Below are 26,662 nucleotides of genomic sequence, written 5' to 3'. Positions count from 1 at the left end.
GTTTGGCCGAAGGCTTGTCCGAACCGTAATTTCTGATCCAGTACGTGCCAGGAACGGCGCGGGATTGTCCACGACAGGTTGTATCTATGCACCGCAGGAATTTGCTCAAAGCGTCCATGGCCATTGCGGCCTATACCGGCCTATCGGCTACGGGCCTGCTGGCCTCCCGCGCCTGGGCCGCCTCTGGCGGTGCCGCCGACGGTGAGGCCCAGGCCTTCGACTTTGAAACGCTGAAGCGCCAGGCCAAGCAACTGGCCGGCAGCGCCTATCAGGACACCAAACAGGTGCTGCCGCCGACCCTGGCGACCATGACCCCGCAGAACTTCAACGCGATCCGCTACGACGGCGAGCATTCGCTGTGGAAGGAGAACAAGGGTCAGCTCGATGTGCAGTTCTTCCACGTCGGCATGGGTTTCCGCCAGCCGGTGCGCATGTACAGCGTCGATCCGAAGACCCGCACGGCCCGCGAGGTGCATTTCCGCCCTCAGCTGTTCAACTATGAAAACACCTCGGTCGACACCCAGCAGCTCAAGGGCGACCTGGGTTTTGCCGGCTTCAAGCTGTTCAAGGCGCCGGAACTGGATCGGCATGACGTGGTGTCGTTCCTCGGCGCCAGCTACTTCCGCGCCGTGGATGCCACTGGCCAATATGGCCTCTCCGCCCGTGGCCTGGCTGTCGACACCTACGCCAAGAAACGCGAAGAATTCCCTGACTTCACCAAGTTCTGGTTCGAGACCCCGGATCAGAACGCGACCCGCTTCGTGGTCTACGCCCTGCTCGACTCGCCGAGCGCGACCGGCGCCTATCGCTTCGACATCGATTGCCAGGCTGAGCGCGTGGTGATGGAAGTCGATGCTCACATCAACGCCCGCACCGCCATCGAACAACTGGGCATCGCTCCGATGACCAGCATGTTCAGTTGCGGCACCCACGAGCGCCGGATGTGCGACACCATCCACCCGCAAATCCATGACTCGGATCGTCTGGCCATGTGGCGCGGCAACGGCGAGTGGATCTGCCGTCCGCTGAACAACCCGGCAACCTTGCAATTCAACGCCTTCGCCGACACCGATCCGAAAGGTTTCGGTCTGGTGCAGACCGACCACGAATTCGCCAACTATCAGGACACCGTCGACTGGTACAGCAAGCGTCCGAGTCTGTGGGTAGAACCTACAACCGCGTGGGGCGAAGGCTCTATCGATCTGCTGGAAATTCCTACAACCGGCGAGACACTCGATAACATCGTTGCGTTCTGGACGCCGAAGAAACCGGTAGCCGCCGGGGATTCGCTGAACTACGGCTACAAGCTCTACTGGAGCGCCCTGCCGCCGGTCGGCACGCCGCTGGCGCGGGTGCATGCGACCCGTTCGGGCATGGGAGGCTTCGTCGAAGGCTGGGCACCGGGCGAGCATTACCCGCCGGTCTGGGCCCGTCGCTTTGCTGTGGACTTCACCGGTGGCGGCCTGGATCGCCTGCCGCAGGGCACCGGGATCGAACCGGTGGTGACTTGCTCCAACGGCAAGGTGCAGGACTTCAGCGTGCTGGTGCTGGATGACATCAAGGGCTACCGGATCCTGTTCGACTGGTACCCGACCAACGACAGCGTGGATCCGGTGGAGCTGCGGCTGTTCATCCGCACCAACGACCGCACGCTGAGTGAGACCTGGCTGTACCAGTACTTCCCGCCGGCGCCGGACAAGCGCAAGTACCCTTGATGCGTTGAGCCGTCAGGCCAACGGGCAGTACATGTGGATATCGTGGGGTTCCAGATCAAACAGCTCGGAATCCGGTTGTTCCAGCAACCGGCAGCCTTGGCGCTGATAGAACTCCACGGTATTGCGCGACTCGGTCGCCGAGACATACAGCGCCTCGGCACCGACCTCCCGGCCATGCCCGCAAGCCAGTGCAAACAATCGCCCGCCCAATCCCTGCCCGCGCCAGGCGCGGCTGATGTGCAGAAACTTCAACTGCCGCATCTTCAAACCCTGATTGTGAATAACCCGGTTATCCACAACCACTGCCGCCACCAGCGTCTCGCCATCGAAAATCCCGTGTAGCCACCCACCGCTGCGCCAGCATTTTTCCAATACCCGCGCATTTTCCTCCGCCTCCCCTTCGGGCCAGCCGCGCATGTCGAAACGCGCCGGATACAGAATCAACTCACCGTTTTCCACGCGATAGCATTCCTCGACCAACTCGCTGCGGTCGATCAGCGCCAGCAGCGGCAAGTCCGATTCAGTCAGCTCACGTTCGATCAACATTGCGATACATTCCTTTGCAATTCCGGACGGCAGGCAAGAAAAAACCCGCCATTTCAATGGCGGGTTTTATAGGCTTTGCGGCGGGTCGGAATCAATCCCGCAGATCAGACTCGTGAATCGGCTGATCCCGATGGGTCGCACGCTGATACTGCGCCGGCCACACCGCTTTGCGTCCCCCCAGGTCATCGTCGGCGTGCAGTGGCCAGTACGGATCACGCAGCAGCTCACGGGCGAGGAAGATGATATCGGCCTGGCAGGTTCTCAGGATGTGCTCGGCCTGAGCCGGCTCGGTAATCATTCCCACGGTGCCGGTGGCGATGCCTGACTCCTTGCGCACCCGTTCGGCGAAGCGCGTCTGATATCCCGGCCCCACGGGGATTTCCGCGTTGGCTGCCGTGCCGCCAGACGAGACATCGATCAAATCAGCCCCCAAGGCTTTCAGGCGTCGCGCCAGCTCCACGGTTTCATCCGGATTCCAGCCGTCCTCGACCCAGTCGGTAGCCGAAAGGCGCACAAACACCGGCAGTTCTTCCGGCCACACCGCGCGCACCGCCTCGGTCACTTGCAGCACCAGACGAATGCGGTTTTCGAACGAACCACCATACTGATCGCGGCGCTGATTACTCAGTGGTGATAGAAACTGGTGCAGCAGATAACCGTGCGCCGCATGCACCTCGACCACACTGAAACCGGCGGTCAGCGCACGTTTGGCTGCGGCCACGAAATCCTGAATGACCTGGGCGATCTGACTCTCATCCAGCTGTTTCGGTTGGGTGTGTTGCGGGTCAAAGGCAATCGGCGAAGGCCCCACCGGGATCCAGCCACCGTCCTCCGGTTTGACGCTGCCGTGCTTGCCGATCCACGGCCGATGGGTGCTGGCCTTGCGCCCGGCGTGGGCCAATTGAATGCCGGCCACCGCGCCCTGTGCGTTGATGAAACGGGTGATGCGTTGCAGCGGTAGGATCTGTTCGTCGTTCCACAGGCCCAGGTCTTCGGCGGTGATCCGCCCGTCGGCCGTGATCGCCGTGGCTTCGGTAAATACCAGGCCAGCGCCCCCCACGGCACGGCTGCCGAGGTGCACCAGATGCCAGTCGTTGGCCAGGCCATCGACGCTGGAGTACTGGCACATGGGCGACACGGCGATGCGGTTGGACAGGGTCAGTTGGCGAAGGGTAAAGGGTTCAAGCAGCAGACTCATGGGGCACCTCTCAAATCAGTGGGCAGGCTCCAGGGTTCTGTTTGAAAAGTCGACGAGTGACAGGAAAAAGGTGCAGTACCCGCCCCCGCGGGCAAAAAATTCGACAAGACGTCACAAGGCCAATCAAGCAGTGCTTAGAGCCTAGTCGACATCCGGGGATGAGGGAGGGTTCAGAAATGAAACAGCACAATTGAAACTTCCTGCGCCCCTTCAGTTAAGGGGCGCAAAGTCCTTTAGCGCGGTTCGATGTGGGCAATCATCAACTGCACGGTTTCATTGCCGCGAAACTCGTTGAGATCGAGTTTGTAGGCCAGTTCGACCCATTTGATCGTCGGGTTCGGCCAGATATCGCGATCGATGCCGAAGGCGATGCCATCCAGCTTCACCGAGCCGCACTCAGTCTTCAGCACCACTTTCAGGTGCCGCTCACCCACAACCCGCTGCTCGACCAACTGGAACACCCCGTGAAACAGCGGTTCTGGAAAATGCTGGCCCCACGGCCCGGCGTGACGAAGGGCACGAGCCAGCTCCAGATGAAACTCCTCGACCGCCAGCGTGCCATCCGACAGCAGACGCCCGGTCAGGTCCTCTTCCCGAAGCTGCCTACGCACCTCAGCGTCAAATGCCTCGGCGAACAACGGAAAATTCTCCTGCGGCAAGGTCAGACCAGCCGCCATCGCGTGGCCACCGTACTTGCTGATCAAATCCGGATGTTGTGCCGCCACCACGCTCAGCGCGTCACGAATATGGAAACCCTGCACCGAACGGCCCGAGCCCTTGAGCAAGCCGTCGCCGGCATCGGCGAAGGCGATGGTCGGGCGGAAATACCGCTCCTTCATCCGCGACGCCAGAATACCGATGACACCCTGGTGCCATTCCGGATCGAACAGGCACAACCCGAACGGCATCGACTCGACCGGCAAGTCCTTGAGCTGGGCCAGCGCCTCGCGCTGCATGCCCTGCTCGATGGATTTGCGATCCTGGTTCATGCCGTCCAGTTGCGCCGCCATTTCGCGGGCCAGCTCTGCATTCTGGGTCAACAGGCACTCGATCCCGAGGCTCATGTCATCCAGACGCCCCGCCGCGTTCAGGCGCGGGCCGACGATGAAGCCGAGGTCGGTAGACGTAATGCGCGAAGCCTCACGCTTGGCCACTTCCAGGATCGCCTTGATCCCCGGCCGCGCACGCCCGGCGCGAATCCGTTCCAGCCCCTGGTGCACCAGAATCCGGTTGTTGGCATCCAGCGGCACCACGTCGGCAACGCTGCCCAGCGCCACCAGATCCAGCAGTTCACCGATGTTCGGCTGTGGTTTGCTCTCGTACCAGCCGAGGCTGCGCAGGCGTGCGCGCAAAGCCATCAATACGTAGAAAATCACCCCGACCCCGGCCAGCGCCTTGCTCGGGAACTCGCAGCCTGGCTGATTCGGATTGACCAGTGCATCGGCTTGCGGCAGTTCATCGCCGGGCAAGTGGTGGTCGGTGATCAAGACCTTCAGACCGTGACGCTTCGCGGCTGCCACACCTTCTACGCTGGAAATACCGTTGTCGACGGTGATCAACAGTTGCGGCTTGCGAGTCATCGCGACTTCGACGATTTCCGGGGTCAGGCCGTAGCCGTATTCGAAGCGGTTCGGCACCAGATAATCGACGTGCGCCGCGCCCAGCAGGCGCAAACCGAGCACGCCCACGGTGCTGGCCGTCGCGCCGTCGGCGTCGAAGTCGCCGACGATCAGGATCCGCTGCCGCTGCTCCAGCGCTGTCACCAGCAGGTCAACCGCCGCATCGATCCCTTTGAGCTGCTGGAACGGAATCAGCCGCGCCAGGCTCTTGTCCAGCTCTGCCTCGGACTTCACGCCCCGCGCCGCGTACAGGCGGGTCAGCAAAGGTGGCAATTCACCGAGAAACGGCAGAGTGGCGGGCAACGGGCGAGGATCGATACGCATGGGGTGACAGGAGCTTCTCTTGGATACGTGGGATTTTTCCGGAGTAGCGCGGACTTAACCGCGCTCACCCTGCAGCCAGGTGAGCTGGACTTCGTGCTGGCCACGGTCATCGGTGACGAAGATCGTGCCTTCGCTGATCATTACGTCCCACTTGATGACGCGGGGCATGTCCTTGGCCAGGGTTTCCAGCACTTCCTGCGGGACAGCCGCAATGTTGACGTTCTTCAGGTTCTTGATTGCCGGAATCACTTTGCCTTCCCAGACGCGCAGGCTGCCGTAGGCCAGCAGGCTGGTGCGCTCGGTGCGACGGGAGCACCAGGTCAAGCGGTCCGCGTCCGGTTGGCCGACTTCGATCCAGTGCAGGACACGGTCGTCCAGGCTCTTTTCCCACAGCGCAGGTTCATCCACGTCCGACAGACCACGACCGAACGAAAGTTGCTCGTTGTACCAGAGCGCGTAGGCCAACAGGCGCACGGTCATGCGTTCTTCGGTTTCCGAAGGGTGGCGGGCAATGGTCTGCTTCACGTTCTCGTAGACGCTGCGGTCAAGATCGGTGAGGTTCAGTTCGAATTTGTAGGTAGTGGACGGCTGGGCCATGAACGAGCTTCTTGATACGAGGAAAGTCGGCAAGTCTAACCGATGCTGTAGGCAATCCACGAATTGATGGCGATCAACCTTGCGCGACTGACAGCCGGCTATGTTAAAACGCTGTATCCGCTCAGCCTTGTCCTACAGGATCTCGCATGCCGTTCGCCAACAAACCGCTCAGCGGTCTGAAAGTCATTGAATTGGGTACTTTGATTGCCGGGCCGTTTGCCTCGCGCATCTGCGGCGAATTCGGCGCCGAAGTGATCAAGATCGAGTCGCCGGACGGCGGTGATCCGTTGCGCAAGTGGCGCAAGTTGTACGAAGGCACGTCGCTGTGGTGGTTCGTCCAGGCACGCAACAAAAAGTCCCTGACGCTGAACCTGAAACACCCCGACGGCCTGGCGATCCTGAAAAAACTGCTGGGTGAAGCCGATATCCTGATCGAAAACTTCCGCCCCGGCGTGCTGGAAAAACTCGGTCTGAGCTGGGAAACCCTTCACGCACTCAATCCCAAACTGGTGATGGTGCGCCTGTCCGGTTTCGGCCAGACCGGGCCGATGAAGGACCAGCCAGGTTTCGGCGCGGTCGGCGAATCCATGGGCGGCCTGCGCTACATCACCGGTTTCGAAGACCGGCCGCCGGTGCGCACCGGGATTTCCATTGGCGATTCGATTGCGGCTTTGTGGGGCGTGATCGGCGCGTTGATGGCTTTGCGTCATCGCGAGGTCAACGGTGGTCTCGGTCAGGTGGTCGATGTGGCGTTGTACGAAGCCATCTTCGCCATGATGGAAAGCATGGTCCCGGAGTTCGATGTGTTCGGATTCATTCGCGAGCGTACCGGCAACATCATGCCGGGCATCACACCCTCCTCGATCCACACCAGCGCCGACGGCAAACACGTGCAGATCGGCGCCAACGGCGATGCGATCTTCAAGCGCTTCATGCTGATCATCGGCCGTGAAGATCTGGCCAATGACCCGACGCTCGCCAGTAACGACGGACGCGACACCCGCCGTGACGAGTTGTATGGGGTGATCGACCGCTGGGTCAATTCGCTGCCGCTGCAAACCGTGCTGGACCTGCTGAACCAGGCCGAAGTGCCGGCCAGCCGGATCTTCAGCGCCGAGGACATGTTCAATGATCCGCAGTACCTGGCCCGGGAAATGTTCCTGCACGCCAAACTGCCGGACGGCAAACCCTTCAAGATGCCGGGCATCGTGCCGAAACTCTCTGAGACACCCGGCACGTCCGAATGGGTCGGACCGCAGCTCGGTGAACACAATGCGCAGGTACTCCACGATCTTGGCTACGACGAGAAGCAGATCGCCCGGCTGCGCGAAGACGGAGCCATCTGAGCTGAAGCGCCTGATGCCCTCGGCCTCGAACCGCGCCCACCATTGGTGGACCTGGCGGTTGTTCGGCCTGCTATTTCTGCTGGTGCTGCCGGGGTGGGCACAGGCCAAACCGACGTTGATCTGGCTGCTGCGCGACCTGCCGCCGCTGACGATCTTCGAAGGCCCGAAAAAGGGCCAGGGCGTTATCGATCAATTGATGCCGATGCTGATTGCCGGCATGCCGCAATACGAACACACCTTGATGCGGGTCAATCGCGCCCGTGGCACTCAAATGCTGCATGAACATCCCTTCGCTTGCGACCCGTCGCTGATCTGGAACAAGGAACGGGCACAGTGGATCGCGTTCTCCATTCCCGCGTTCCGTGCTGTCAGCAATGGCTTGGTGGTGCGTCAGAGAGATCGCGAAGTGCTGGAGCCATTTCTGGTCGAGGGCGAAGTCGACCTGTCGGCGTTTCTGGCCAACGGCGAGCGAAAAGTCGGAGTGGTCGCGGAGCGCAGTTATGGCGAGTACATCGATACATTGCTGCATCAGGCACCGAGCGGCGCGCTGACGCCTCACTACGGCAACGATGCGCTCATCAGTCTGCTGTCGATGCAGCGTCTGGGGCGTTTGCAGGTGGTGCTGGGTTACTGGCCGGAAATCCGTTATCAGGCGCGCCAGGCCAAGATCGCCGAGGACGAATTGCTGTTCTTCCCGATTCGCGGCACGGGCAAGTATCTGTCGGGCCATGTGGGCTGCACCGACACTACCGCAGGCCGGCAGGCAATCACGGAAATCAATCAGCTGTTGCGCACCCTGCCCCACGAACATCTCAACCAGCTCTACGCCGATTGGCTCGACCCCGAGAGGCGCCAGGACTATCTGGAACAGGCGCGGATTTTCTTCCAGCAACAAGCCGCGCAGTGAAATCCGGGCAAAAAGAAACCCCGAGAAGTGGGGAGACGACTCGGGGTTAAACGTGGTCTGTATCAAAGACCCGTAGCAGCAAGCGACAAGCACCGGAGCACAATGCTTGATCCTGCCGTTACGGGGTCTGACTGACCTGGGTGCAGGAAGGTTCCCACAAAAGAAAAATCAGTTTCAGAGGGTCGGGTGCTTGTCGAGGGCCGCGTTTCGCAACGCCGCGATCACACAAGGCTCCAGCCGGCCTTCGGCAATCAGGATGTCACGGTGCAGACCGTCGACTACATCCGTCAGTTGGCGCCTGTCGCTCAATTGCGCCTGATTGAATTCGCGCTCCACCACGATCGCGCCGCTGCCGTTCTTCAAGGTCACCAGGCATTCGCCATGGCGACCGCGAGGGGTCAACGTCACCTGATACGGGCTCAGAGCCTCACCGAGCAATAGACTGATACTTTCCATCTCGATCTCCACTCAATAGTCCGAAAACACAGTGTCTGGGGCGTGTTCACAGTAAATGACCACCGGCCCGAGAGGAAAGTTCTGCCTGCCGCCGGCCTCTCCCGGAGCGTCACCGGCCTATCGGAGCATGCATGGCGAAGATGACAGAAAAATAACCGGCCGCCTCAGGCACTGACCGGATGTCGGGGTGACGACAGGTAGCGGTCCAGCAACTTGCGCATCAGCACGGCCGAAACCGGCGTAGGCAGGCTGCCCAGAAGCCTCACCCCGTCGTCCTCCATGAGCACCTCAAGATCGGCCAACAGGCTGGGGGCTACCATCCCCAGCAAAATCAGCGACCGTGCCTTTTGTCGAGCGACCAGATGCGTGATCAGTGCCAGTCCGTCACCGCCCTTCAGCTGGGGATTGCATATGGCGATATCGACCGCGCCGCGTCGTTCGAGTGAACGCTTTGCCGAACTCAGCGTGGGAGCGGTCAATACATCGTAGATACCAATGGCGTTGAGCATCTGGTGCAACGCCATCAGCTGGAACGGATTGGGTTCTAGAATCAGGATCTTGAGCGAGCGCATGGGACGACCTCTGGAGCGACAATCGCGGATTCACGCCGCAGTGGCCTGTCACTCTAGGGCAGTGGTCCTAAGCCTCCCATCAGAAAAGGAATCGCTGCTTATAGGACTTTTCCCATCTTTAATGCAGACATCGACACCCGCTCTCCTTCCGCCGCTCGGTGATGTCCGTCCAGCCTCCGAGCAGGCCACGCAGCTTTCCGTCGGCACTGTAAAACGGCACCGTCCACTGATAGATCTGACGGGGGCCGCTCTTGAACATCAACTGTCGTTTGCTGAAGCGTGTTTTACGCGTACCCAGCTGCGCCATGAATTCGTCGTGCAGCATCAATGCCGTAGCCTGCGGAAGTGCATCAAACTCGAACAGCATGCGGCCCAGCACCTGCTCCTGCCGGACCGAAAGAGCATCCTCATAACTGCGGTTGCACATGATCAAGCGTCCCTGCAGATCGCGCACGAACACGGGGTCGGGCATCGCATCGATCAGTGCGTGTTGAAAGGCCAGTTGATCGCCCAGATCCTTTTCCGCCTCACGTCGCTGTTTTACTTGCGCCGCCAGTCGACGGTTCCACAATAGCGACAGCAGCCCAAACAAACCCACAGCGCCCATTGCCCAGCAGCCCCACTCGATCATGCGTGCCCCGATCGAGGGTGCGGGCACAGGGGAAACGCCTCCCAGCCATTTAAGACGCATGGCCCGCAGTTCAGCCCCCGAGAAAGCACCCAATGCCTTGTTGAGGATGCTCAGCAGTTCAGGCATTCCCTTGCGGACGGCCAGATGATCGGCCTCCCACTTGCCCTCCACGAGACCACCGACCTTGAGCAGCCCTGAGGGAAACAGCTGAGCCCCGATCTCGTTTTCGATAGTGGCGTAGGCCTCGCCGCTCTCGACCAGTGCCCGAGCCTCGGCATAGGTCTTGACCGAGCGGATCTGGATCGACGGGTAGTCGCGTCGGATGCTGTCCTCAAGCGCATGCCTGGCCGGCAGCACCAGTACCCGCTTGGTCAGCGTTGCGAGCGACTGTATCGCCGGCTCGTCCGAATGACCGACGAACACCCATCCGGCACCACCGAACGCGTGACTGAAGTCCAGAAATACCTTGCGCTCGTCATTCATTGCCAACGTCGTGCTGATGTCGGCCACGCCACTCTGGAGCCGTTCCAGCATGTGATCGGTGGAAAACGACTCCTGATGGACGAACTGCAATCCGGTCATGGTGCTGATGTGCTTGAGCACATCGTTGTTCAAGCCGCTCCACTGGCCATGCTCGTCCTGAAACAGATACAACGGGTATTGCACCGAGGCAACGACCACTCGGGGATTCTCTCGAATCCACTGACGCTCATGTTCATCCAGCTCGATAAGCTGAACACTCTCCAGCGCCTCGGAATGCTTCGCCAGATGGGCAGCTTCGGCCCACTGCGCCAGCCCGAAGCCTCCCAACAAAAACCACCAGCACAGGGCTGGTTTCAATCCTGAAAAAAACCGCATTGCCACATCCTTCGTCATCGACTCGCCCGTCCTTGGTGGGCGAAACGCGCGCAGTGTGGCATGCAAAAACAAGAAAGCCCGTCAGGAGACGGGCTTCAAAATGTGACAGCTTTGCGCGCTTAAAGAGGCTTGCCGCGGTTGCCATGCTGGCTGACAAAGGCCTGCACGGCTTTGAGCTCATTTGGCAGAACGGTGCAGCGCTCTTCTCTCTCAAACAAATCAGAAAGATGTGCAGGTAGTTCGAGAGCTTTTCCTACACCGGCTTTCTCCACCGCGTCCGGGAACTTGACCGGATGCGCCGTGCCCAGAATCACCATCGGGATATCCAGGCTGCGACGGCATTCGCGAGCGGCTTTCACGCCGATGGCGGTGTGCGGATCCAGCACTTCACCGGTCTGCTCGTAGACTTCGGCGATGGTTTCGCAGGTTTGCGCATCGTCCACGGCCAGAGAATCGAACAGCTTGCGTGCTTCGGTCCAGCGTTCCTGTTCGACGCTGAAACCGCCACCCTGCTTGAACGAATCCATCAGGCCGGCAATCGCCGCGCCGTTGCGACCGTGCAGGTCGAACAGCAGGCGTTCGAAGTTCGACGAGACCATGATGTCCATCGACGGCGACAACGTGGCGTGCAGGGTTTCCTTGACGTACTGGTTACCGCTCATGAAGCGGTGCAGGATGTCGTTGCGGTTGGTGGCGACGATCAACTGGTTGATCGGCAGGCCCATATTGCGCGCCAGGTAACCGGCGAAGATGTCGCCAAAGTTGCCGGTCGGCACCGAGAACGACACCGAACGCGCCGGGCCGCCCAATTGCAGGGCTGCGTGGAAGTAGTAAACGATCTGGGCCATGATCCGCGCCCAGTTGATCGAGTTGACTGCAACCAGGCGAGTGCCCTTGAGGAAACTCTGGTCGGCGAAGCTGGCCTTGACCATTTCCTGGCAGTCATCGAAGTTGCCTTCGATGGCGATGTTGTGGATGTTCTCACCGAGGATGGTGGTCATCTGCCGACGTTGCACTTCGGACACACGGTTGTGCGGGTGCAGGATAAAGATGTCGACGTTTTCGCAATGCTTGCAGCCTTCGATGGCGGCCGAACCGGTGTCACCGGAAGTGGCGCCGACGATCACCACGCGCTCGCCGCGCTTTTCCAGCACGTAGTCGAGCAGGCGACCGAGCAGTTGCAGGGCGAAGTCCTTGAACGCCAGGGTCGGGCCGTGGAACAGCTCCAGCACCCATTCGTTGCCGTTCAACTGACGCAGCGGCGCAACGGCGTTGTGGGCAAACACACCGTAGGTTTCTTCAAGAATCTTTTTGAAATCGGCGTCCGGAATGCTGCCGGTGACGAACGGGCGCATGACGCGGAAAGCCAGCTCGTGATACGGCAGGCCGGCCCAGGAAGCAATTTCTTCCTGGGTGAAGCGTGGCAGGTTTTCCGGAACGTACAGACCGCCGTCGGTGGCAAGACCGGCCAGCAGGACGTCTTCGAAATTCAGGGCCGGTGCCTGGCCGCGGGTACTGATGTAACGCATGACTGACTCCAATGGACAGTGTTCACGACACCGGCCCCGCTGGCGGGACCGGTGAAGGAGATCGGCTTAGTTCAAGTGCTCGACGCGGATCCGCACAACCGGACCGACCACGCCCGCCAGCGCTTCGAGGGCGGCGATCGCGTCGTTGATGTGCTGCTCCAGCACGCGGTGGGTCAGCAGGATCATCGGCACCAGGCCGTCGTGTTCCTCGACTTCCTTCTGCATGATCGACTCGATGTTGATGCCGCGCTCCGAGAGGATGCTTGCCACCTGAGCCAATACGCCCGGATGGTCCTTGGCCTGAATGCGCAGGTAGTAGGCGCTTTCACAGGCTTCGATTGGCAGGATCGGATGGGCCGACAGCGAGTCCGGCTGGAAGGCCAGGTGCGGCACGCGGTTTTCCGGGTCGGAGGTCATGGCGCGAACCACGTCCACCAGATCCGCGATCACCGACGAAGCGGTCGGCTCCATGCCGGCGCCAGCGCCGTAGAACAGGGTCGAACCGGCAGCGTCACCGTTGACCATCACCGCGTTCATCACGCCGTTGACGTTGGCGATCAGACGATCGGCCGGGATCAACGTCGGGTGTACGCGCAGCTCGATGCCGGCGGCGGTGCTGCGTGCCACGCCCAGGTGCTTGATGCGGTAGCCCAGCGCTTCGGCATAGTTCACGTCGGCGGTGGTCAGCTTGGTGATGCCTTCGGTGTAAGCCTTGTCGAACTGCAGCGGAATACCGAACGCGATCGATGCCAGGATCGTCAGCTTGTGCGCGGCGTCGATGCCTTCGACGTCGAAAGTCGGATCGGCTTCGGCGTAACCCAGCGCTTGCGCCTCGGCCAGCACGTCTTCGAAGGTGCGACCCTTCTCGCGCATTTCGGTGAGGATAAAGTTACCGGTGCCGTTGATGATCCCGGCGACCCAGTTGATACGGTTGGCGGACAGGCCTTCACGGATCGCCTTGATCACTGGAATGCCACCGGCTACCGCCGCTTCGAACGCCACGATCACGCCTTTCTCGCGTGCCTTGGCGAAAATTTCATTACCGTGAACGGCAATCAGAGCCTTGTTCGCGGTGACCACATGCTTGCCATTCTCGATGGCCTTGAGTACCAGCTCGCGGGCAACGGTATAGCCGCCCATCAGCTCTATGACGATGTCGATCTCAGGGTTCGTGGCCACTTCGAAGACATCGTTGGTAATCGCAATACCGGTCGTCTGGAACTGAGGCTTTGGCGTGCGCATGGCAATTTGTGCCACTTCGATTCCACGCCCGGCACGACGAGCAATTTCCTCGGCGTTGCGCTGAAGTACGTTGAAGGTTCCGCCACCGACGGTCCCTAACCCACAGATGCCTACTTTGACCGGTTTCACTGTGAACTCCCCATAAAACGGCCGACACGAGGCCGGCCGTGAAAACAACCGCAGGTTCGCGGCTCTCTGTTGATGGCCCGGCAATCCTGCCGCCGGACCACGCTCGTCAACGCCTGAGCGTGACGATGCGAATTACTTCGCGCCCAGCGCCAGTTTGGCGACTTGTGGCGCAGGCTGGTAGCCCGGAATGACTTGTCCGTCGGCCAAAACGATGGCCGGTGTACCGTTCACGCCGATCGACTGACCGAGGGCGAACTGTTTGGAAACCGGGTTCTCGCACTTGGCGGCTTTGATTTCCTTGCCGTCGACCATTTTGTCCATGGCGGCCTTCTTGTCTTTCGAGCACCACACGGCTTGCAGCTGTTCGTCACCCGGCGAGCCGAGGCCTTGGCGCGGGAACGCGACGTAGCGCACTTCGATGCCGCGCTTGTTCAGCTCCGGCACTTCGGCGTGCAGCTTGTGGCAATACGGGCAGGTGGTGTCGGTGAAAACGGTGATGTGCGACTTGGTTTCGCCCACGGCCGGGTAAACCACGGTCTCGGCCACCGGGATCGCGTTGATCAGTTTGGAAATGCCCAGGCGCTCGGTCTTCTCGGTCAGGTTGACCGGTTTGCCGTCCTTGAGCTGGAACATGTACCCCTGAACGATGTACTGGCCATCGGCGCTGGCGTACAGCACGCGGCTGCCCTTGAGCTTGACTTCGTAAAGGCCCGGCAGCGGGCTGGCGGTGATGGTGTCCACCGGCACGTCGAGCTGGAGGTTTTCCAGGCTTTGGCGAATCGCTTTGTCGGCCGCGTCATCGGCGACGGCAAAGGTGCTGACCAACGCAATGGCTGCGGCGGCGAAAATCTGGGTCAGACGCATGAGAACTCCTGAAGGCGGACAAATGGAACGATCAGAACGCCCGTGCCGGAACACCGGGTCATAACCGCCCATCGTGCAAACCGGCAAAGCCTACCACATAAGGCTGGCGTGGCCGAATGCGCCTGTCGCAAGACAAACGGCGCTCAGCCGCGCGGGTGATGCTTGGCATGCAGATCCTGCAAACGTGCCCGGGCGACGTGAGTGTAGATCTGCGTGGTTGACAGGTCGCTGTGGCCCAACAGCATCTGCACCACCCGCAAGTCGGCGCCATGGTTGAGCAAGTGGGTGGCAAACGCGTGACGCAAGGTGTGCGGCGACAGCGATTTACTGATGCCGGCGACCTTGGCCTGATGCTTGATACGGTGCCAGAAGGTCTGCCGAGTCATCTGCTCGCCGCGCTGGCTGGGAAACAACACATCGCTGGGGCGCCCGCCGAGCAGCTCGCCGCGACCGTCGCGCAGGTAGCGCTCGACCCAGACAATCGCTTCCTCGCCCATCGGTACAAGGCGCTCTTTACTGCCCTTGCCCATCACCCGCAGCACGCCCTGACGCAGGTTGACCTGCTCCAGGGTCAGGCTGATCAGCTCAGTGACACGCAGACCGCAGGCATACAAGACTTCGAGCATGGCGCGGTCCCGCTGGCCGATGGCTTCGCTCAGGTCTGGCGCCTTCAGCAGCGCTTCGACGTCGGCTTCCGACAGGGATTTGGGCAATGGCCGACCGAGTTGCGGCATATCCACGCGCAAGGTCGGATCGACCGAAATCAGTTTTTCCCGCAGCAGGTAGCGATAAAAGCCACGTACACCGGAGAGAAATCGCGCGGTGGAGCGGGGTTTGTAGTTCTGTTCCAGACGCCAGGCCAGGTGGTCAAGGATCAGTTCACGACCGGCATTGATCAGTTCGAGACCTTTATCCTGCAACCAGCCGTTGAACAGCGCGAGATCGCTGCGGTAGGCGTCGCGAGTGTTGTCGGAGAGACCTTTTTCCAGCCAGAGGGCGTCGAGAAACTGGTCGATCAGTGGGTGGTCGATGGCAGGCATGGGCGCTCAAGACACGCAGGCTTGGCACTGCGCGCAAATAAAGAGTGAACGGTTGAAATGGCCGCTAGTCTTTCATAGCCCGCTATTTCAAGGAACAGGGAGCTTCAATGAACGAGCAGCAAATTCTGTTGGCTTTCGGTGGTATCGGTGCCGCCGCGCTGGGCTGCCAATGGCTCGCCTGGCGCCTGAAGCTGCCGGCGATTCTGTTTCTGCTGCTGACCGGCATTCTGGCGGGCCCCGTGCTGGGCTGGCTCGACCCTCAGGAAATGTTCGGCCCGCTGCTGATGCCGCTGGTGTCGCTGGCGGTGGCGCTGATTCTGTTTGAAGGCAGCCTGACCCTGCACCTGTCGGAGTGGCGCGAGATCGGCAGCGTCGTGCATCGGCTGGTGACCCTTGGCGCGCTCTCGACCTGGATCGTGATTGCGGTCGCGACCCACTGGCTGCTGGGCTTCGACTGGTTGCTCGCCATCCTCTTCGGCAGTCTGACCCTGGTCACCGGGCCGACCGTGATCGTGCCGATGCTGCGCGTGGTGCGGCCGAAGGCTTCGATCGCCAATATCCTGCGCTGGGAAGGGATTGTGATCGACCCGATCGGCGCGCTGCTCGCGGTGGTGGTCTACAGCTTCATCATTGCTCGGGCCGAAGGCCATGGCCTGGAACAGAGCCTGCTGACATTTGGCGGGGTGATTGTCTGCGGCAGCGCGTTCGGCGTCGCCGGTGGCTGGCTGCTCGGCACGATCATCCGGCGCCAATGGTTGCCGGAGTATTTGCACAATCTGGCATCGCTCGCCGCGGTGCTGGGGATATTCATCGCCGCCAACCAGGTCATGCACGAATCCGGTCTGCTGGCGGTGACGCTGATGGGCATGTGGCTGGCGAACATGAAGGGCGTGGATGTGCGGCACATCCTGCACTTCAAGGAAAACCTCAGCGTGTTGCTGATTTCCGGGTTATTCATCCTGCTGGCGGCACGACTGGACCTCAACGCGCTGATCGGTCTCGGGCCGCTGGTGTTGATTCTGTTGCTGGTGATCCAGTTGATCGCCCGGCCGCTGAACGTGGTGCTGAGTACCGCCGGTTCGAGTCTGAGCTGGCGTGAGCGTGCACTGTTGTGCTGGATTGCCCCGCGCGGGATCGTCGCGGCGGCGGTCTCGGCGATCTTTGCGATTCGCCTGGATGAAGCGGGCCATGAAGGCGCGCTGTTGCTGGTGCCGCTGACCTTCGCCGTGATCATCGGCACCGTCGTGCTGCAAAGTGCGACTGCCCGGCCCCTGGCCCGACTGTTGAAAGTTGCGGAACCAGCGCCCAGCGGCTTCCTGATCGTCGGGGCGAACGGGCCTGCGCGCCTGCTCGGCAAGTCGCTGCAGCAGTTGGGCAGCCGGGTGCTGCTGACGGATTCAAGCTGGGAAAATATCCGGGCGGCGCGCATGGAAGGCTTGCCGACCTACTTTGGCAATCCGGCCTCGCAGCACGCCGATGCACATCTGGACCTAGTCGGGCTGGGGCATTTGCTGGCGCTGTCACCGTCGGGCGAACTCAATACGCTGGCAGCCATGCGCTTTCGTCATGACTTCGGCCATCAACGATTGTTTGGGCTCGCCAGTGGTCAGGAAAGCCGTCGCAGCGACAAGCACCGCGCCAGCCTCGAACATCGCGGCAATCAACTGGGTAACGAAGCGCTGACTTACGCCAGACTGGCCAGCCAACTGGGTCAGGGCGCCGATCTGTACAGCACGACGCTGACGGACGGATTTGGCTGGGACGATTACCGGGCGCTGCATGGCAACCGCGCGACACTGCTGTTCATGCGCGATGACAGCGGCTGGGTGCATGTCGTGTCGCCGGAAACCGTGCTGAAACCTGGGCCGGGGTGGACGCTGGTGGCGCTGATTCAGCCGGAGAGCGTCAACGCCTGACCGGCCGGATCGCGACTCGGTGCTGGATCAGGCCGCGAAACCCGGCAGCACCGGCACCGGACGCTTGTCATCATCAATGGCAACGAAGCTGAACTGCCCGTGAATGGCTTTCTCACGGCCATCGCAACTCATGCTTTCGACGAACACTTCCACTTCGACCTTGAGGCTGGTGTTGCCAACCTTGATCACCCGTCCGACCAGTTCGACTATAGAACCCGCCGGGATCGCGTGGTTGAAGTCGATGCGATCGGTGGACACGGTCACCAGCGGCAAACGGCAAAACCGTGTGGCCGTGATGAACGACACTTCGTCCATCCTGGCCAGCGCAGTGCCGCCGAACAGCGTGTTGTGGTGGTTGGTGGTCGGCGGGAAAACCGCCTTGGTCACGCGGGTCACCGACAGTTCGGTGCGGCGTTCGATTTCTTGCTCGCGAGGGGTCATGGGTCAGGCCTGAAACCGAATGCTGTGGATAAATTGCGGGCAACAAAAAAGCAGCCCGTAGGCTGCTTTTTTCTGCATCGGAAGCTGGACTTAAGCCAGTTTTTCCTTGATGCGAGCTGCTTTACCCGACAGGTCGCGCAGGTAGTACAGCTTGGCTTTACGTACGTCACCGCGACGTTTGACAGCCATGCTGTCGATCTGCGGGGAGTAGGTCTGGAAAGTACGTTCTACGCCAACACCGTTGGAGATTTTACGAACGGTGAACGCACTGTTCACGCCGCGGTTACGCTTGGCGATTACAACGCCTTCGAACGCTTGCAGACGGGAACGATCGCCTTCCTTCACTTTCACCTGAACGACGATGGTGTCGCCCGGGGCAAAGGTAGGGATTTCTTTGGTCATCTGCTCTGCTTCGAGTGCAAGGATGATTTTGTTGGTCATGCTGTGCTCCTAAGGTAAATCGTCTGATCTACCATCGATACGTTGTTAACTATCGTCCCGCTCGCGGATGTATTCCTCGAGCAGCTTCTTCTCTTCTCCAGAAAGCGAGCGGCTTTCCAGAAGATCGGCGCGTCGTTCATAGGTCCGACCAAGGGACTGCTGTAAACGCCAACGCCGGATATGCGCGTGATTGCCACTCAGCAACACGTCGGGAACACGCTGATCCGCATACACCTCAGGTCGGGTGTAGTGCGGGCAATCCAGCAGACCATCCGTAAAGGAATCTTCCTCAGCGGAATCCGCATGCCCTAAAGCTCCGGGCAGCAGTCGTGTAACCGCATCGATCATGACCATGGCCGGCAGCTCGCCGCCAGACAACACATAGTCACCAATCGACCACTCTTCATCGACATGAGCCTCAATAAAGCGCTCGTCAATGCCTTCATAGCGACCGGCAATCAGGATCAATGCATCCGATTTCGCCAGTTCGCGTACCGCCGACTGAGTCAGTTGACGGCCTTGGGGGGACAGGTAAATCACCTTCGCCGCCTCCCCGGCTGCTGCCTTGGCCTGAACCAGAGCATCTTCCAGGGGCTTGATCTTCATCACCATGCCCGGACCACCGCCAAACGGGCGATCGTCCACAGTGTGATGTCGATCCGTCGTGTAATCCCGCGGATTCCAACAGGTCAGCTGCAAGAGCCCCTGTTTGACCGCACGACTGGTAATGCCGTACTCACTGATGGCCGAGAACATCTCGGGGAACAGCGTAATGACGTCTACGCGCAGGCTGGCCATTGCTTAGAAGTCCGCGTCCCATTCCACCCTCATCACGCCTGCTTCCAGGTCGATTGCCAGCACGCATTGCTCCGTATAGGGCAACAACCGCTCGCGATCATCCAGGCTGCCAACGCAGGGCTTGACCACCAATACATCGTTCGCGCCGGTCTCCAACAGGTGATCAACCTTGCCGAACAATTGTTCGTCCTGGTTGATGACGCTCAGACCCTCCAACTGGTACCAGTAGTACTCGTCGGCAGTCAGGTCGGGCAAAAGGCTTCGCGGGATGCAAATCTCGTAACCGCTCAGAAGACGGGCTTCATCGCGATCGTCGAGGCCTTTGAGCTTTACAACCAGATCCTTTTGAGTGGACCGGCCGCTGACCAGCTCGACCTGTTTCACCACGCCTTCGCGCCGAAGCGTCCAGTTGCGATAGCCCAACAGGTTTTCAATCGGATCGGTAAAGGAAAAGACCTTCACCTCGCCGCGAACGCCGTGAACCGAAAAAATCTTGCCGACAACGATCAGGTCATCAGCTTTTTCTGGCGTCGCGCTCATACTGCTCAGGCTGCAGCCTTGGCAGATTCCTTCAGCAACTGAGCAACACGCTCAGAAGGCTGTGCACCAACGCTCAGCCAGTAGGCAACGCGCTCTTGGTTCACGGACAGACGGATTTCCTGACCACGGGCAACAGGGTTGAAGAAACCAACCTGTTCTTTGTGGGAACCGTCACGCGGGTTGCGGGAGTCGGTTACGGTCAGGTGGTAAAACGGGCGCTTTTTGGAGCCGCCAAGGGCAAGACGGATTGTTAGCATGTGAACATCGTTCCTGTAGTCGGTGCTGCAAATCTAAATGCACAGCGGGCATGGGTGCCCGAAAGGCCGCATATTCTAAGGAATATCCGGACTTTTGCAAATGACTTTTTCCGGCGCCTGTGGCATGCCGTGCAGATTTGCATATGGGGCCGTCGTTTAACACGGCCGGTCAGCTCCCGCCGAGTGCGGGTTTGCTGTGGATCCCGCTTCCTTGCGGGACTGCGCCGGTGCGACGACCGGCGAGTTCTTTTACATCTTTGGCATGCCGCCGCCGGGCAACATTCCGCCCATGCCGCGCATCATTTTCGCCATTCCGCCCTTGGCGGAGAATTTCTTCATCATCTTCTGCATCTGCTTGTGCTGCTTGATCAAGCGACCGATGTCCTGCACCTGGGTGCCGGAACCGAGGGCGATCCGGCGTTTGCGCGAACCGCTGATCAGCTCAGGGTCGCGGCGCTCGGCCGGGGTCATGGAGTTGATGATGGCTTCCATCTGCTTGAACTGCTTCTCTGCGGCATTCTGGGCATTGCCCATTTGCGAGAGATTGACGCCGCCGATGTTCGGCAGCTTGTCCATGAGCCCGCCGAGGCCGCCCATGTTCTTCATCTGTTGCAGCTGATCGCGGAAGTCTTCGAGGTCGAAGCCCTTGCCCTTCTTCAGCTTTTTAGCAAGCTTGTCGGCCTTTTCCTTATCGAGAGTCGCTTCAGCCTGTTCGATCAGGCTGAGCACGTCGCCCATGCCGAGGATACGCGAAGCGATCCGCTCAGGATGGAACGGATCGAGCGCTTCGCTCTTCTCGCCCATACCGATGAACTTGATCGGCTTGCCGGTAATCGCACGAACGGACAGCGCGGCACCACCACGGGCATCACCGTCGACCTTGGTCAGGATCACACCGGTCAGCGGCAGCGCATCACCGAAGGCCTTGGCCGTGTTGGCCGCGTCCTGACCGGTCATGGCATCGACCACGAACAGGGTTTCGACCGGGTTGATCGCGGCGTGCAGCGCCTTGATCTCGCCCATCATCTCTTCGTCGATGTGCAGACGACCGGCGGTGTCGACGATGACCACGTCGATGAATTTCAGTTTTGCTTCTTTAATAGCCGCGTTGGCGATGTCGACCGGCTTCTGGCTCAGGTCGGACGGGAAGAACGTCACACCGATGTCGTTGGCCAGGGTTTCCAGCTGTTTAATAGCAGCAGGGCGGTAGATGTCCGCCGACACGACCATGACCGACTTCTTCTTGCGCTCTTTAAGGAAGCGCGCCAGCTTGCCGGCGGTGGTGGTTTTACCCGCACCCTGCAGACCGGCCATCAGAATGACGGCAGGCGGCACGGCGCTCAGGTTCAAGTCTTCGTTGGCCGCGCCCATCAGGCTTTCGAGTTCGGCCTGGACGATCTTCACGAACGCCTGGCCCGGCGTCAGGCTGCGCGACACCTCGGTGCCGACAGCACGCTCCTTGACCGAATTGACGAAGTCCTTGACCACAGGCAGGGCCACGTCGGCTTCGAGCAACGCCATGCGCACTTCGCGCAGGGTGTCTTTGATGTTGTCCTCGGTCAGTTTCGCCTTGCCGGTGACATGGCGCAGCGTCTGCGAGAGACGGTCGGTTAAGTTTTCAAACATTGCGCGATCCTTTCAGGCCCTGTGTAGACCGGGATAATGGCGGCCCAGACCGGAATCAACATGTGCTCGGCGAGCCTGCGGCGTGGGCAGGTCGCGGATTATAGCGAAGACTGCGTCCGGCGGACACCTCGCTGTCAGCTTGCCGGTCTTTCGTGCAACGGCGGTTCTATGCCAAACTCAGCCCCTTTCGGGCTTGCCTAACAGGATTTATGCTCCCCTTGTCACCGAGTTTGCTGACCACCCTCGCCGCCGCCCTTCTCTACGCCGCTGCGACTCTCTATCAGGGCACCCGCCTGGCCACCGGCGCCAAGGCCAACAAGCGCCTGCTGGTCTCGCTCGGCGTCCTCGCCGTGCTGGCCCACAGCGCCAGCCTGCTTACGCATTTATTGACGCCGATCGGTCTGGGCCTGGATTTCTTCAGCGCTTCGAGCCTGATTGCTGCGGCCGTCATCGCCCTGACCCTGCTGGCCTGCTCGCGGATCCCGGTGGAAAACCTGCTGGTGCTGCTGTTCCCGCTGGGTGCGATCACCGTACTGCTGGCGCAGTTCGCGCCGGCCGGCACGGTGCAGATCATCGACGAGGAACCGGGCATCCTCGCGCACATCCTGTTGTCGATCCTCGCCTACGGCATGTTCACCATCGCGGTGTTCCAGGCCCTGTTGCTGCTGGTGCAGGATCATCAGCTCAAGCACAAGCATCCGTCCGGACTGATCAAGAACTTCCCCCCGCTGCAAACCATGGAAAGCCTGCTGTTCGGCTTCCTCTGGGCCGGCTGGACGCTGCTGTCGCTGTCGCTGATTTCCGGCTGGCTGTTCGTCGAGAACCTGTTTGCCCAGCACCTGGTGCATAAAACCCTGCTGGCCTGCCTGGCCTGGGTCGTGTTCAGCGTCCTGCTGTGGGGCCGTAACCGCCTCGGCTGGCGCGGCCACAAGGCAATCCGCTGGACCCTCGCCGGTTTCTGCCTGCTGATGCTCGCGTACTTCGGCAGCAAACTGGTTCGTGAATACATCCTGCACATCTGACGGGCGGCATAAATGGACGGTTTGCCCATAGGGCCGATGCTCGCGGTATTTGCCCTGCTGATTCTCTGGTCGGGGCTGTTTACCGCCGTCGAAGCGGCGCAGCAGTATCTGCTCGCGCAACGCACCGCATCCCGCGCCAGCGACAAGCCGCTGGCGAAGCTCAACTTCCCGCTCGACAGCCTGATCCTCTGCAATACCCTGTGCCGCGCCCTCGCCGTCATTCTGGCCACCCTGCTGGCAATCTTTCTCTGTGAAGAAAATGGCCCCTGGGCCGCCTGCCTCGGCGCCGGTGCCTTGCTGCTGGTTTTTGCCGACTATTTCCCCCGCGCCCTCGCCCAGCGTTATCCGGATGCGGTGCTGTCGTTCGGCAATACGCTGCTGGCAGTACCGCTGAAAGTGGTTTACCCGCTTGCCTGGCTACTCAGCCGCACCAGTGGTTTGCTGATGCAACCGTTCATCCGCAAGGCCCAGGTGGTGCAACAGAGCGAAGACGATGTGCCGGCGGAGCGTCATGACGACCCGGATCATCCGGTGCGCCCGCACCCGGTTTCAGGCATCCATGCGCTGGACAACATCACGGTCAACGACATTCTGGTGCCGCGCAGCGATGTCGACGGCATCAACCTCGACGACCCGATCGAGGAAATCATCGAGCAATTACGCAAGAACCAACGCACTCGCCTGCCGGTTTTCCACAGCGATATCAATCAGGTCGAAGCGGTGCTCAATACCCGGCAGATTCGTCACCTGCTCGACAACGGCAGCCTGACCCGCGAAGCCTTGCTGGCGGCCAGTTACGAGCCGTATTTCGTCCCTGAAAGCACCCCGCTGCAACTGCAACTGCTGAACTTCCACAAGCAGCAACGGCGTCTGGGCATGGTGGTGGACGAATACGGCGAAGTGCTCGGCATCGTCACCCTGGAAGACATTCTCGAAGAAATCGTCGGCGAATTCGAAAGCGAGCACAGCCTCGACAATCCGCACATCCACCCGCAGGCCGATGGCCGCATGGTGATCGATGGCGCGGCGTCGATCCGCGAACTGAACAAATGCCTGGGCTGGCACCTGCCCAGCGACGGCCCCCGGACCCTCAATGGCCTGGTGACCGAAGCGCTGGAAACCATCCCGGAAAGCGCGGTCTGCCTGAAGATCGGCCGCTACCGGCTGGAGATTCTCGAAACCGAAGAGAACCGGGTCAGCAAGGTCCTGATCTGGCACACCACTTCGGCCCCGACGCTGGCCACGGCCCGCTAGCCAGCCCCTTGTTCAATCGTTAGCCACCTTCCTATAATCGCGGTGCTCACCCAAGCCCCGCCGAACCGTGTGCTTACCCCGCACCCGACAAGTTCCGGCCGGTTCATCGGCAATATCCGCATCACACCGACGACTGTTCCTACCTGAAGCAGCGATCGCGCCTCATCCCACATCCCTGGGTGTTCGACCATAATAATTCGCTCCAACGGAGCTCATGACTGTCAGGGATCACCGCATGACGACCAGTACCGCTTACAGCGACACCACGCCTGCCCAACCGACCAACTCCGCCACCCGCGTGGCCACGGCAAGCTTCATCGGCACGGCCATCGAGTTCTACGATTTCTATGTCTACGCCACCGCCGCTGCGCTGGTGATCGGGCCGGTGTTTTTCCCGCAGACTTCCGGCACGGCGCAGATGCTTTCGGCATTTCTTACCTTCGGCATCGCCTTCCTGGCCCGACCGCTGGGCTCGGCGCTGTTCGGCCATTTCGGCGACCGGATCGGGCGCAAATCGACTTTGGTCGCTTCGCTGCTGCTGATGGGTGTCTGCACCACGCTGATCGGCGTGCTGCCGGGCTACGACAGCATCGGGGCCTGGGCGCCGATCCTGCTTTGCGTACTGCGTTTCGGCCAAGGCCTGGGATTGGGTGGCGAATGGGGCGGTGCAGCGCTGCTGGCGACCGAAAACGCGCCGAAAGGCAAACGGGCGTGGTTCGGCATGTTCCCGCAACTCGGGCCTTCGATTGGTTTTCTGGCCGCCAACGGTCTGTTCCTGACCCTTGCCATGAGCCTGAACGACGATCAGTTCCGCAGTTGGGGCTGGCGGATTCCGTTCCTGCTCAGCGCTGTGCTGGTGATGGTCGGGCTGTACGTGCGCCTCAAGCTGCACGAGACCCCGGTGTTCGCCAACGCCATCGCCCGTCAGGAGCGAGTGAAAGTGCCGCTGGTCGAGCTGTTCAGCCAATACTGGGCACCGACATTGCTTGGTGCCGCTGCCATGGTGGTGTGCTACGCCCTGTTCTACATCTCGACGGTGTTTTCCCTGAGCTACGGCGTATCCACATTGGGCTACAGCCGTGAGACTTTCCTCGGGCTGCTGTGCTTCGCAGTACTGTTCATGGCAGCCGCGACGCCGTTGTCGGCGTGGGCAAGCGATCGTTACGGGCGCAAGCCGGTGCTGATCGTCGGCGGTGTGCTGGCGATTCTTTCCGGGTTTCTGATGGAGCCGCTGCTGACTCAGGGTTCGACCTGGGGCGTGGCCCTGTTCCTGTGCATCGAGCTGTTTCTGATGGGGGTGACATTCGCCCCAATGGGCGCGCTGCTGCCGGAGCTGTTTCCGACACACGTCCGCTATACCGGTGCATCGGCGGCCTACAACCTCGGCGGCATTGTCGGAGCCTCGGCGGCGCCATTCTTTGCGCAGAAACTGGTGGCGATGGGTGGTTTGAGTTACGTCGGCGGGTATGTGTCTGCGGCCGCGGTGCTCAGCCTGATCGCTGTGCTGTGCCTGAAGGAAACGCGCAATAACGATTTGAATCAGGTGTCGTAAATGCCCTGATCGCTCCCGCCCGATGCGGGAGCGATCAGGTTGCGAGATTACAGCTCTACAACGACAGCCTGAGAAGCACGGGTCGCCTTGGCACGAGCGGCCTCGATCGACTCGTCACGGGCCAGTGCAACACCCATGCGACGCTGGCCATTGACTTCAGGCTTGCCGAACAGACGCAGCGCGGTATCCGGTTCGCTCAGTGCAGCGCCGAGGTTGGCGAATGCAGTCTGGGTCGACTGGCCTTCCACCAAAATCACCGCCGAAGCCGATGGGCCGAACTGACGGATCAGTGGCACCGGCAGGCCGAGGATGGCTCGGGCGTGCAGGGCGAACTGCGACAGGTCCTGGGAAATCAGGGTTACCAGACCGGTGTCGTGTGGACGTGGCGACACTTCACTGAACCACACCTGATCGCCCTTGATGAACAGCTCGACGCCGAACAGACCACGACCGCCCAACGCTTCGGTCACGGCTTTGGCTACACGCTCGGATTCAGCCAGCGCCACCGGGCTCATGGCCTGTGGCTGCCAGGATTCCTGATAGTCGCCCTTCTCCTGACGGTGGCCGACCGGCGCACAGAACGTCGTGCCGCCGACGTGACGCACGGTCAGCAGAGTGATTTCGTAGTCGAAATCGATGAAACCTTCGATGATCACGCGACCTTTGCCGGCGCGACCGCCCTCTTGGGCGTAATCCCAGGCTTTCTGCACGTCATCGGCGCTGCGCAGCAGGCTCTGACCCTTGCCCGACGAACTCATCACTGGTTTCACGACGCACGGAAAGCCGAGGTCCTGAACGGCCTTGCTGTAGTCCTCGAAGGTGTCGGCGAAGTGGTACGGCGAGGTCGGCAGGTCCAGCTCTTCGGCAGCCAGACGACGGATGCCTTCGCGGTTCATGGTCAGTTGCGCGGCGCGAGCGGTCGGGATCACAGTGAAGCCTTCGGCTTCCAGTTCGACCAGCGTGGCAGTGGCGATGGCTTCGATTTCCGGCACGATGAAGTGCGGCTTCTCGGCTTCGATCACTGCACGAAGGGCGGCACCATCGAGCATGTTGATCACGTGGCTGCGATGGGCAACCTGCATGGCCGGCGCGTTGGCGTAACGGTCAACGGCGATCACTTCAACGCCCAGGCGTTGCAGCTCGATCACCACTTCCTTGCCCAACTCACCACAGCCACACAGCAATACGCGGGTCGCGGTCGGCGACAATGGAGTTCCGATACGGGTCATCTCAGGTCCTCAA

General features: G+C 60.8%; 25 protein-coding genes. 7 read left to right on the top strand and 18 right to left on the bottom strand.

All coding sequences use genetic code 11. From position 1 onward, the window contains the following. The first annotated feature begins 86 nt into the window (after positions 1-86). Positions 87-1,715 (top strand): glucan biosynthesis protein D, encoded by a 1,629-nt coding sequence (locus ACODTD_RS05875; RefSeq protein WP_085711631.1) that lies wholly within the window; start codon positions 87-89, stop codon positions 1,713-1,715. A gap of 12 nt (positions 1,716-1,727) precedes the next feature. Here ACODTD_RS05875 and ACODTD_RS05870 read toward each other — a convergent pair whose 3' ends face one another. The 4 genes from ACODTD_RS05870 to ACODTD_RS05855 all read right to left on the bottom strand — a co-directional run bounded on the left by ACODTD_RS05870 (position 1,728) and on the right by ACODTD_RS05855 (position 5,999). Then, positions 1,728-2,261, bottom strand: a complete 534-nt coding sequence (locus ACODTD_RS05870) for a GNAT family N-acetyltransferase (protein WP_221615100.1) — start codon at positions 2,259-2,261, stop codon at positions 1,728-1,730. Between the two features lie 91 nt (positions 2,262-2,352). After that, entirely contained in the window at positions 2,353-3,459 is a 1,107-nt protein-coding gene (locus tag ACODTD_RS05865) for an NADH:flavin oxidoreductase/NADH oxidase (protein ID WP_221615099.1), read from the bottom strand. A 233-nt stretch (positions 3,460-3,692) separates the two neighbouring features. Continuing rightward, positions 3,693-5,402, bottom strand: a complete 1,710-nt coding sequence (gene recJ, locus ACODTD_RS05860; protein ID WP_221615098.1) for a single-stranded-DNA-specific exonuclease RecJ — start codon at positions 5,400-5,402, stop codon at positions 3,693-3,695. Positions 5,403-5,456: 54 nt separating this feature from the next. After that, complete coding sequence (locus ACODTD_RS05855) at positions 5,457-5,999, bottom strand: YaeQ family protein (protein ID WP_011332624.1); 543 nt, start codon at positions 5,997-5,999, stop codon at positions 5,457-5,459. 146 nt (positions 6,000-6,145) lie between these two features. Here ACODTD_RS05855 and ACODTD_RS05850 point away from each other — a divergent pair, with 146 nt between their 5' ends. Beyond that, positions 6,146-7,345, top strand: a complete 1,200-nt coding sequence (locus ACODTD_RS05850; RefSeq protein WP_248738214.1) for a CaiB/BaiF CoA transferase family protein — start codon at positions 6,146-6,148, stop codon at positions 7,343-7,345. Between the two features lie 13 nt (positions 7,346-7,358). Beyond that, positions 7,359-8,252: a TIGR02285 family protein gene (locus ACODTD_RS05845; protein ID WP_489104598.1), complete on the top strand. Its 894-nt coding sequence runs from the start codon at positions 7,359-7,361 to the stop codon at positions 8,250-8,252. 174 nt (positions 8,253-8,426) lie between these two features. Here the strand turns inward: ACODTD_RS05845 and ACODTD_RS05840 are convergent, their stop codons facing one another. The 7 genes from ACODTD_RS05840 to xerD all read right to left on the bottom strand — a co-directional run bounded on the left by ACODTD_RS05840 (position 8,427) and on the right by xerD (position 15,573). Continuing rightward, positions 8,427-8,708: a DUF3509 domain-containing protein gene (locus ACODTD_RS05840; protein WP_011332621.1), complete on the bottom strand. Its 282-nt coding sequence runs from the start codon at positions 8,706-8,708 to the stop codon at positions 8,427-8,429. 164 nt (positions 8,709-8,872) lie between these two features. Continuing rightward, the gene (locus ACODTD_RS05835) at positions 8,873-9,280 is read right to left on the bottom strand and encodes a response regulator (RefSeq protein WP_041475150.1); all 408 of its coding nucleotides are present in this window, start codon (positions 9,278-9,280) and stop codon (positions 8,873-8,875) included. A 118-nt stretch (positions 9,281-9,398) separates the two neighbouring features. Beyond that, positions 9,399-10,769 (bottom strand): transporter substrate-binding domain-containing protein, encoded by a 1,371-nt coding sequence (locus ACODTD_RS05830; RefSeq protein WP_201817372.1) that lies wholly within the window; start codon positions 10,767-10,769, stop codon positions 9,399-9,401. A 119-nt stretch (positions 10,770-10,888) separates the two neighbouring features. Then, on the bottom strand, positions 10,889-12,298 hold the full coding sequence (gene thrC / locus ACODTD_RS05825; protein WP_064382412.1) for a threonine synthase: 1,410 nt from the start codon (positions 12,296-12,298) through the stop codon (positions 10,889-10,891). Positions 12,299-12,364: 66 nt separating this feature from the next. Further along, positions 12,365-13,669, bottom strand: a complete 1,305-nt coding sequence (locus tag ACODTD_RS05820; RefSeq protein ID WP_018926703.1) for a homoserine dehydrogenase — start codon at positions 13,667-13,669, stop codon at positions 12,365-12,367. Between the two features lie 132 nt (positions 13,670-13,801). Further along, positions 13,802-14,533 carry a bifunctional protein-disulfide isomerase/oxidoreductase DsbC gene (gene dsbC, locus ACODTD_RS05815; RefSeq protein WP_007954633.1) on the bottom strand — a complete coding sequence of 244 codons (732 nt, stop codon included), beginning with the start codon at positions 14,531-14,533 and terminating at the stop codon, positions 13,802-13,804. 143 nt (positions 14,534-14,676) lie between these two features. After that, positions 14,677-15,573: a site-specific tyrosine recombinase XerD gene (gene xerD, locus ACODTD_RS05810; protein ID WP_011332616.1), complete on the bottom strand. Its 897-nt coding sequence runs from the start codon at positions 15,571-15,573 to the stop codon at positions 14,677-14,679. Between the two features lie 107 nt (positions 15,574-15,680). On the opposite strand from xerD, the gene ACODTD_RS05805 reads away from it, so the two are divergent. Further along, positions 15,681-17,489, top strand: a complete 1,809-nt coding sequence (locus ACODTD_RS05805; protein ID WP_011332615.1) for a cation:proton antiporter — start codon at positions 15,681-15,683, stop codon at positions 17,487-17,489. Between the two features lie 27 nt (positions 17,490-17,516). Here ACODTD_RS05805 and ACODTD_RS05800 read toward each other — a convergent pair whose 3' ends face one another. The 6 genes from ACODTD_RS05800 to ffh all read right to left on the bottom strand — a co-directional run bounded on the left by ACODTD_RS05800 (position 17,517) and on the right by ffh (position 21,592). After that, a complete protein-coding gene (locus ACODTD_RS05800) occupies positions 17,517-17,930 on the bottom strand; it encodes an acyl-CoA thioesterase (protein WP_489104597.1) in 414 nt (137 codons plus the stop codon). 90 nt (positions 17,931-18,020) lie between these two features. Next, on the bottom strand, positions 18,021-18,371 hold the full coding sequence (gene rplS, locus ACODTD_RS05795; protein ID WP_003175895.1) for a 50S ribosomal protein L19: 351 nt from the start codon (positions 18,369-18,371) through the stop codon (positions 18,021-18,023). A gap of 45 nt (positions 18,372-18,416) precedes the next feature. Continuing rightward, entirely contained in the window at positions 18,417-19,169 is a 753-nt protein-coding gene (trmD, locus tag ACODTD_RS05790; RefSeq protein ID WP_003221981.1) for a tRNA (guanosine(37)-N1)-methyltransferase TrmD, read from the bottom strand. Between the two features lie 3 nt (positions 19,170-19,172). Then, positions 19,173-19,709, bottom strand: a complete 537-nt coding sequence (rimM, locus tag ACODTD_RS05785; RefSeq protein WP_011332613.1) for a ribosome maturation factor RimM — start codon at positions 19,707-19,709, stop codon at positions 19,173-19,175. Positions 19,710-19,714: 5 nt separating this feature from the next. Then, positions 19,715-19,966: a 30S ribosomal protein S16 gene (gene rpsP / locus ACODTD_RS05780; protein WP_003185073.1), complete on the bottom strand. Its 252-nt coding sequence runs from the start codon at positions 19,964-19,966 to the stop codon at positions 19,715-19,717. A 249-nt stretch (positions 19,967-20,215) separates the two neighbouring features. Next, positions 20,216-21,592 (bottom strand): signal recognition particle protein, encoded by a 1,377-nt coding sequence (gene ffh, locus ACODTD_RS05775; protein WP_011332612.1) that lies wholly within the window; start codon positions 21,590-21,592, stop codon positions 20,216-20,218. A gap of 209 nt (positions 21,593-21,801) precedes the next feature. On the opposite strand from ffh, the gene ACODTD_RS05770 reads away from it, so the two are divergent. The 3 genes from ACODTD_RS05770 (at position 21,802) to ACODTD_RS05760 (ending at position 25,420) form a co-directional block, all read left to right on the top strand. Beyond that, positions 21,802-22,614, top strand: coding sequence for a cytochrome C assembly family protein (locus ACODTD_RS05770; RefSeq protein WP_221615094.1), 813 nt, complete (start codon positions 21,802-21,804; stop codon positions 22,612-22,614). A gap of 12 nt (positions 22,615-22,626) precedes the next feature. Then, on the top strand, positions 22,627-23,868 hold the full coding sequence (locus tag ACODTD_RS05765; RefSeq protein WP_011332610.1) for a transporter associated domain-containing protein: 1,242 nt from the start codon (positions 22,627-22,629) through the stop codon (positions 23,866-23,868). A 235-nt stretch (positions 23,869-24,103) separates the two neighbouring features. Next, on the top strand, positions 24,104-25,420 hold the full coding sequence (locus tag ACODTD_RS05760) for an MFS transporter (RefSeq protein ID WP_221615092.1): 1,317 nt from the start codon (positions 24,104-24,106) through the stop codon (positions 25,418-25,420). 47 nt (positions 25,421-25,467) lie between these two features. Here the strand turns inward: ACODTD_RS05760 and purT are convergent, their stop codons facing one another. Beyond that, positions 25,468-26,649, bottom strand: coding sequence for a formate-dependent phosphoribosylglycinamide formyltransferase (gene purT, locus ACODTD_RS05755; RefSeq protein WP_039769540.1), 1,182 nt, complete (start codon positions 26,647-26,649; stop codon positions 25,468-25,470). Positions 26,650-26,662 lie beyond the last annotated feature (13 nt).

The organism is Pseudomonas sp. FG35, assembly GCF_057809295.1.
This window is presented reverse-complemented; position numbering and strand designations above follow the sequence as displayed.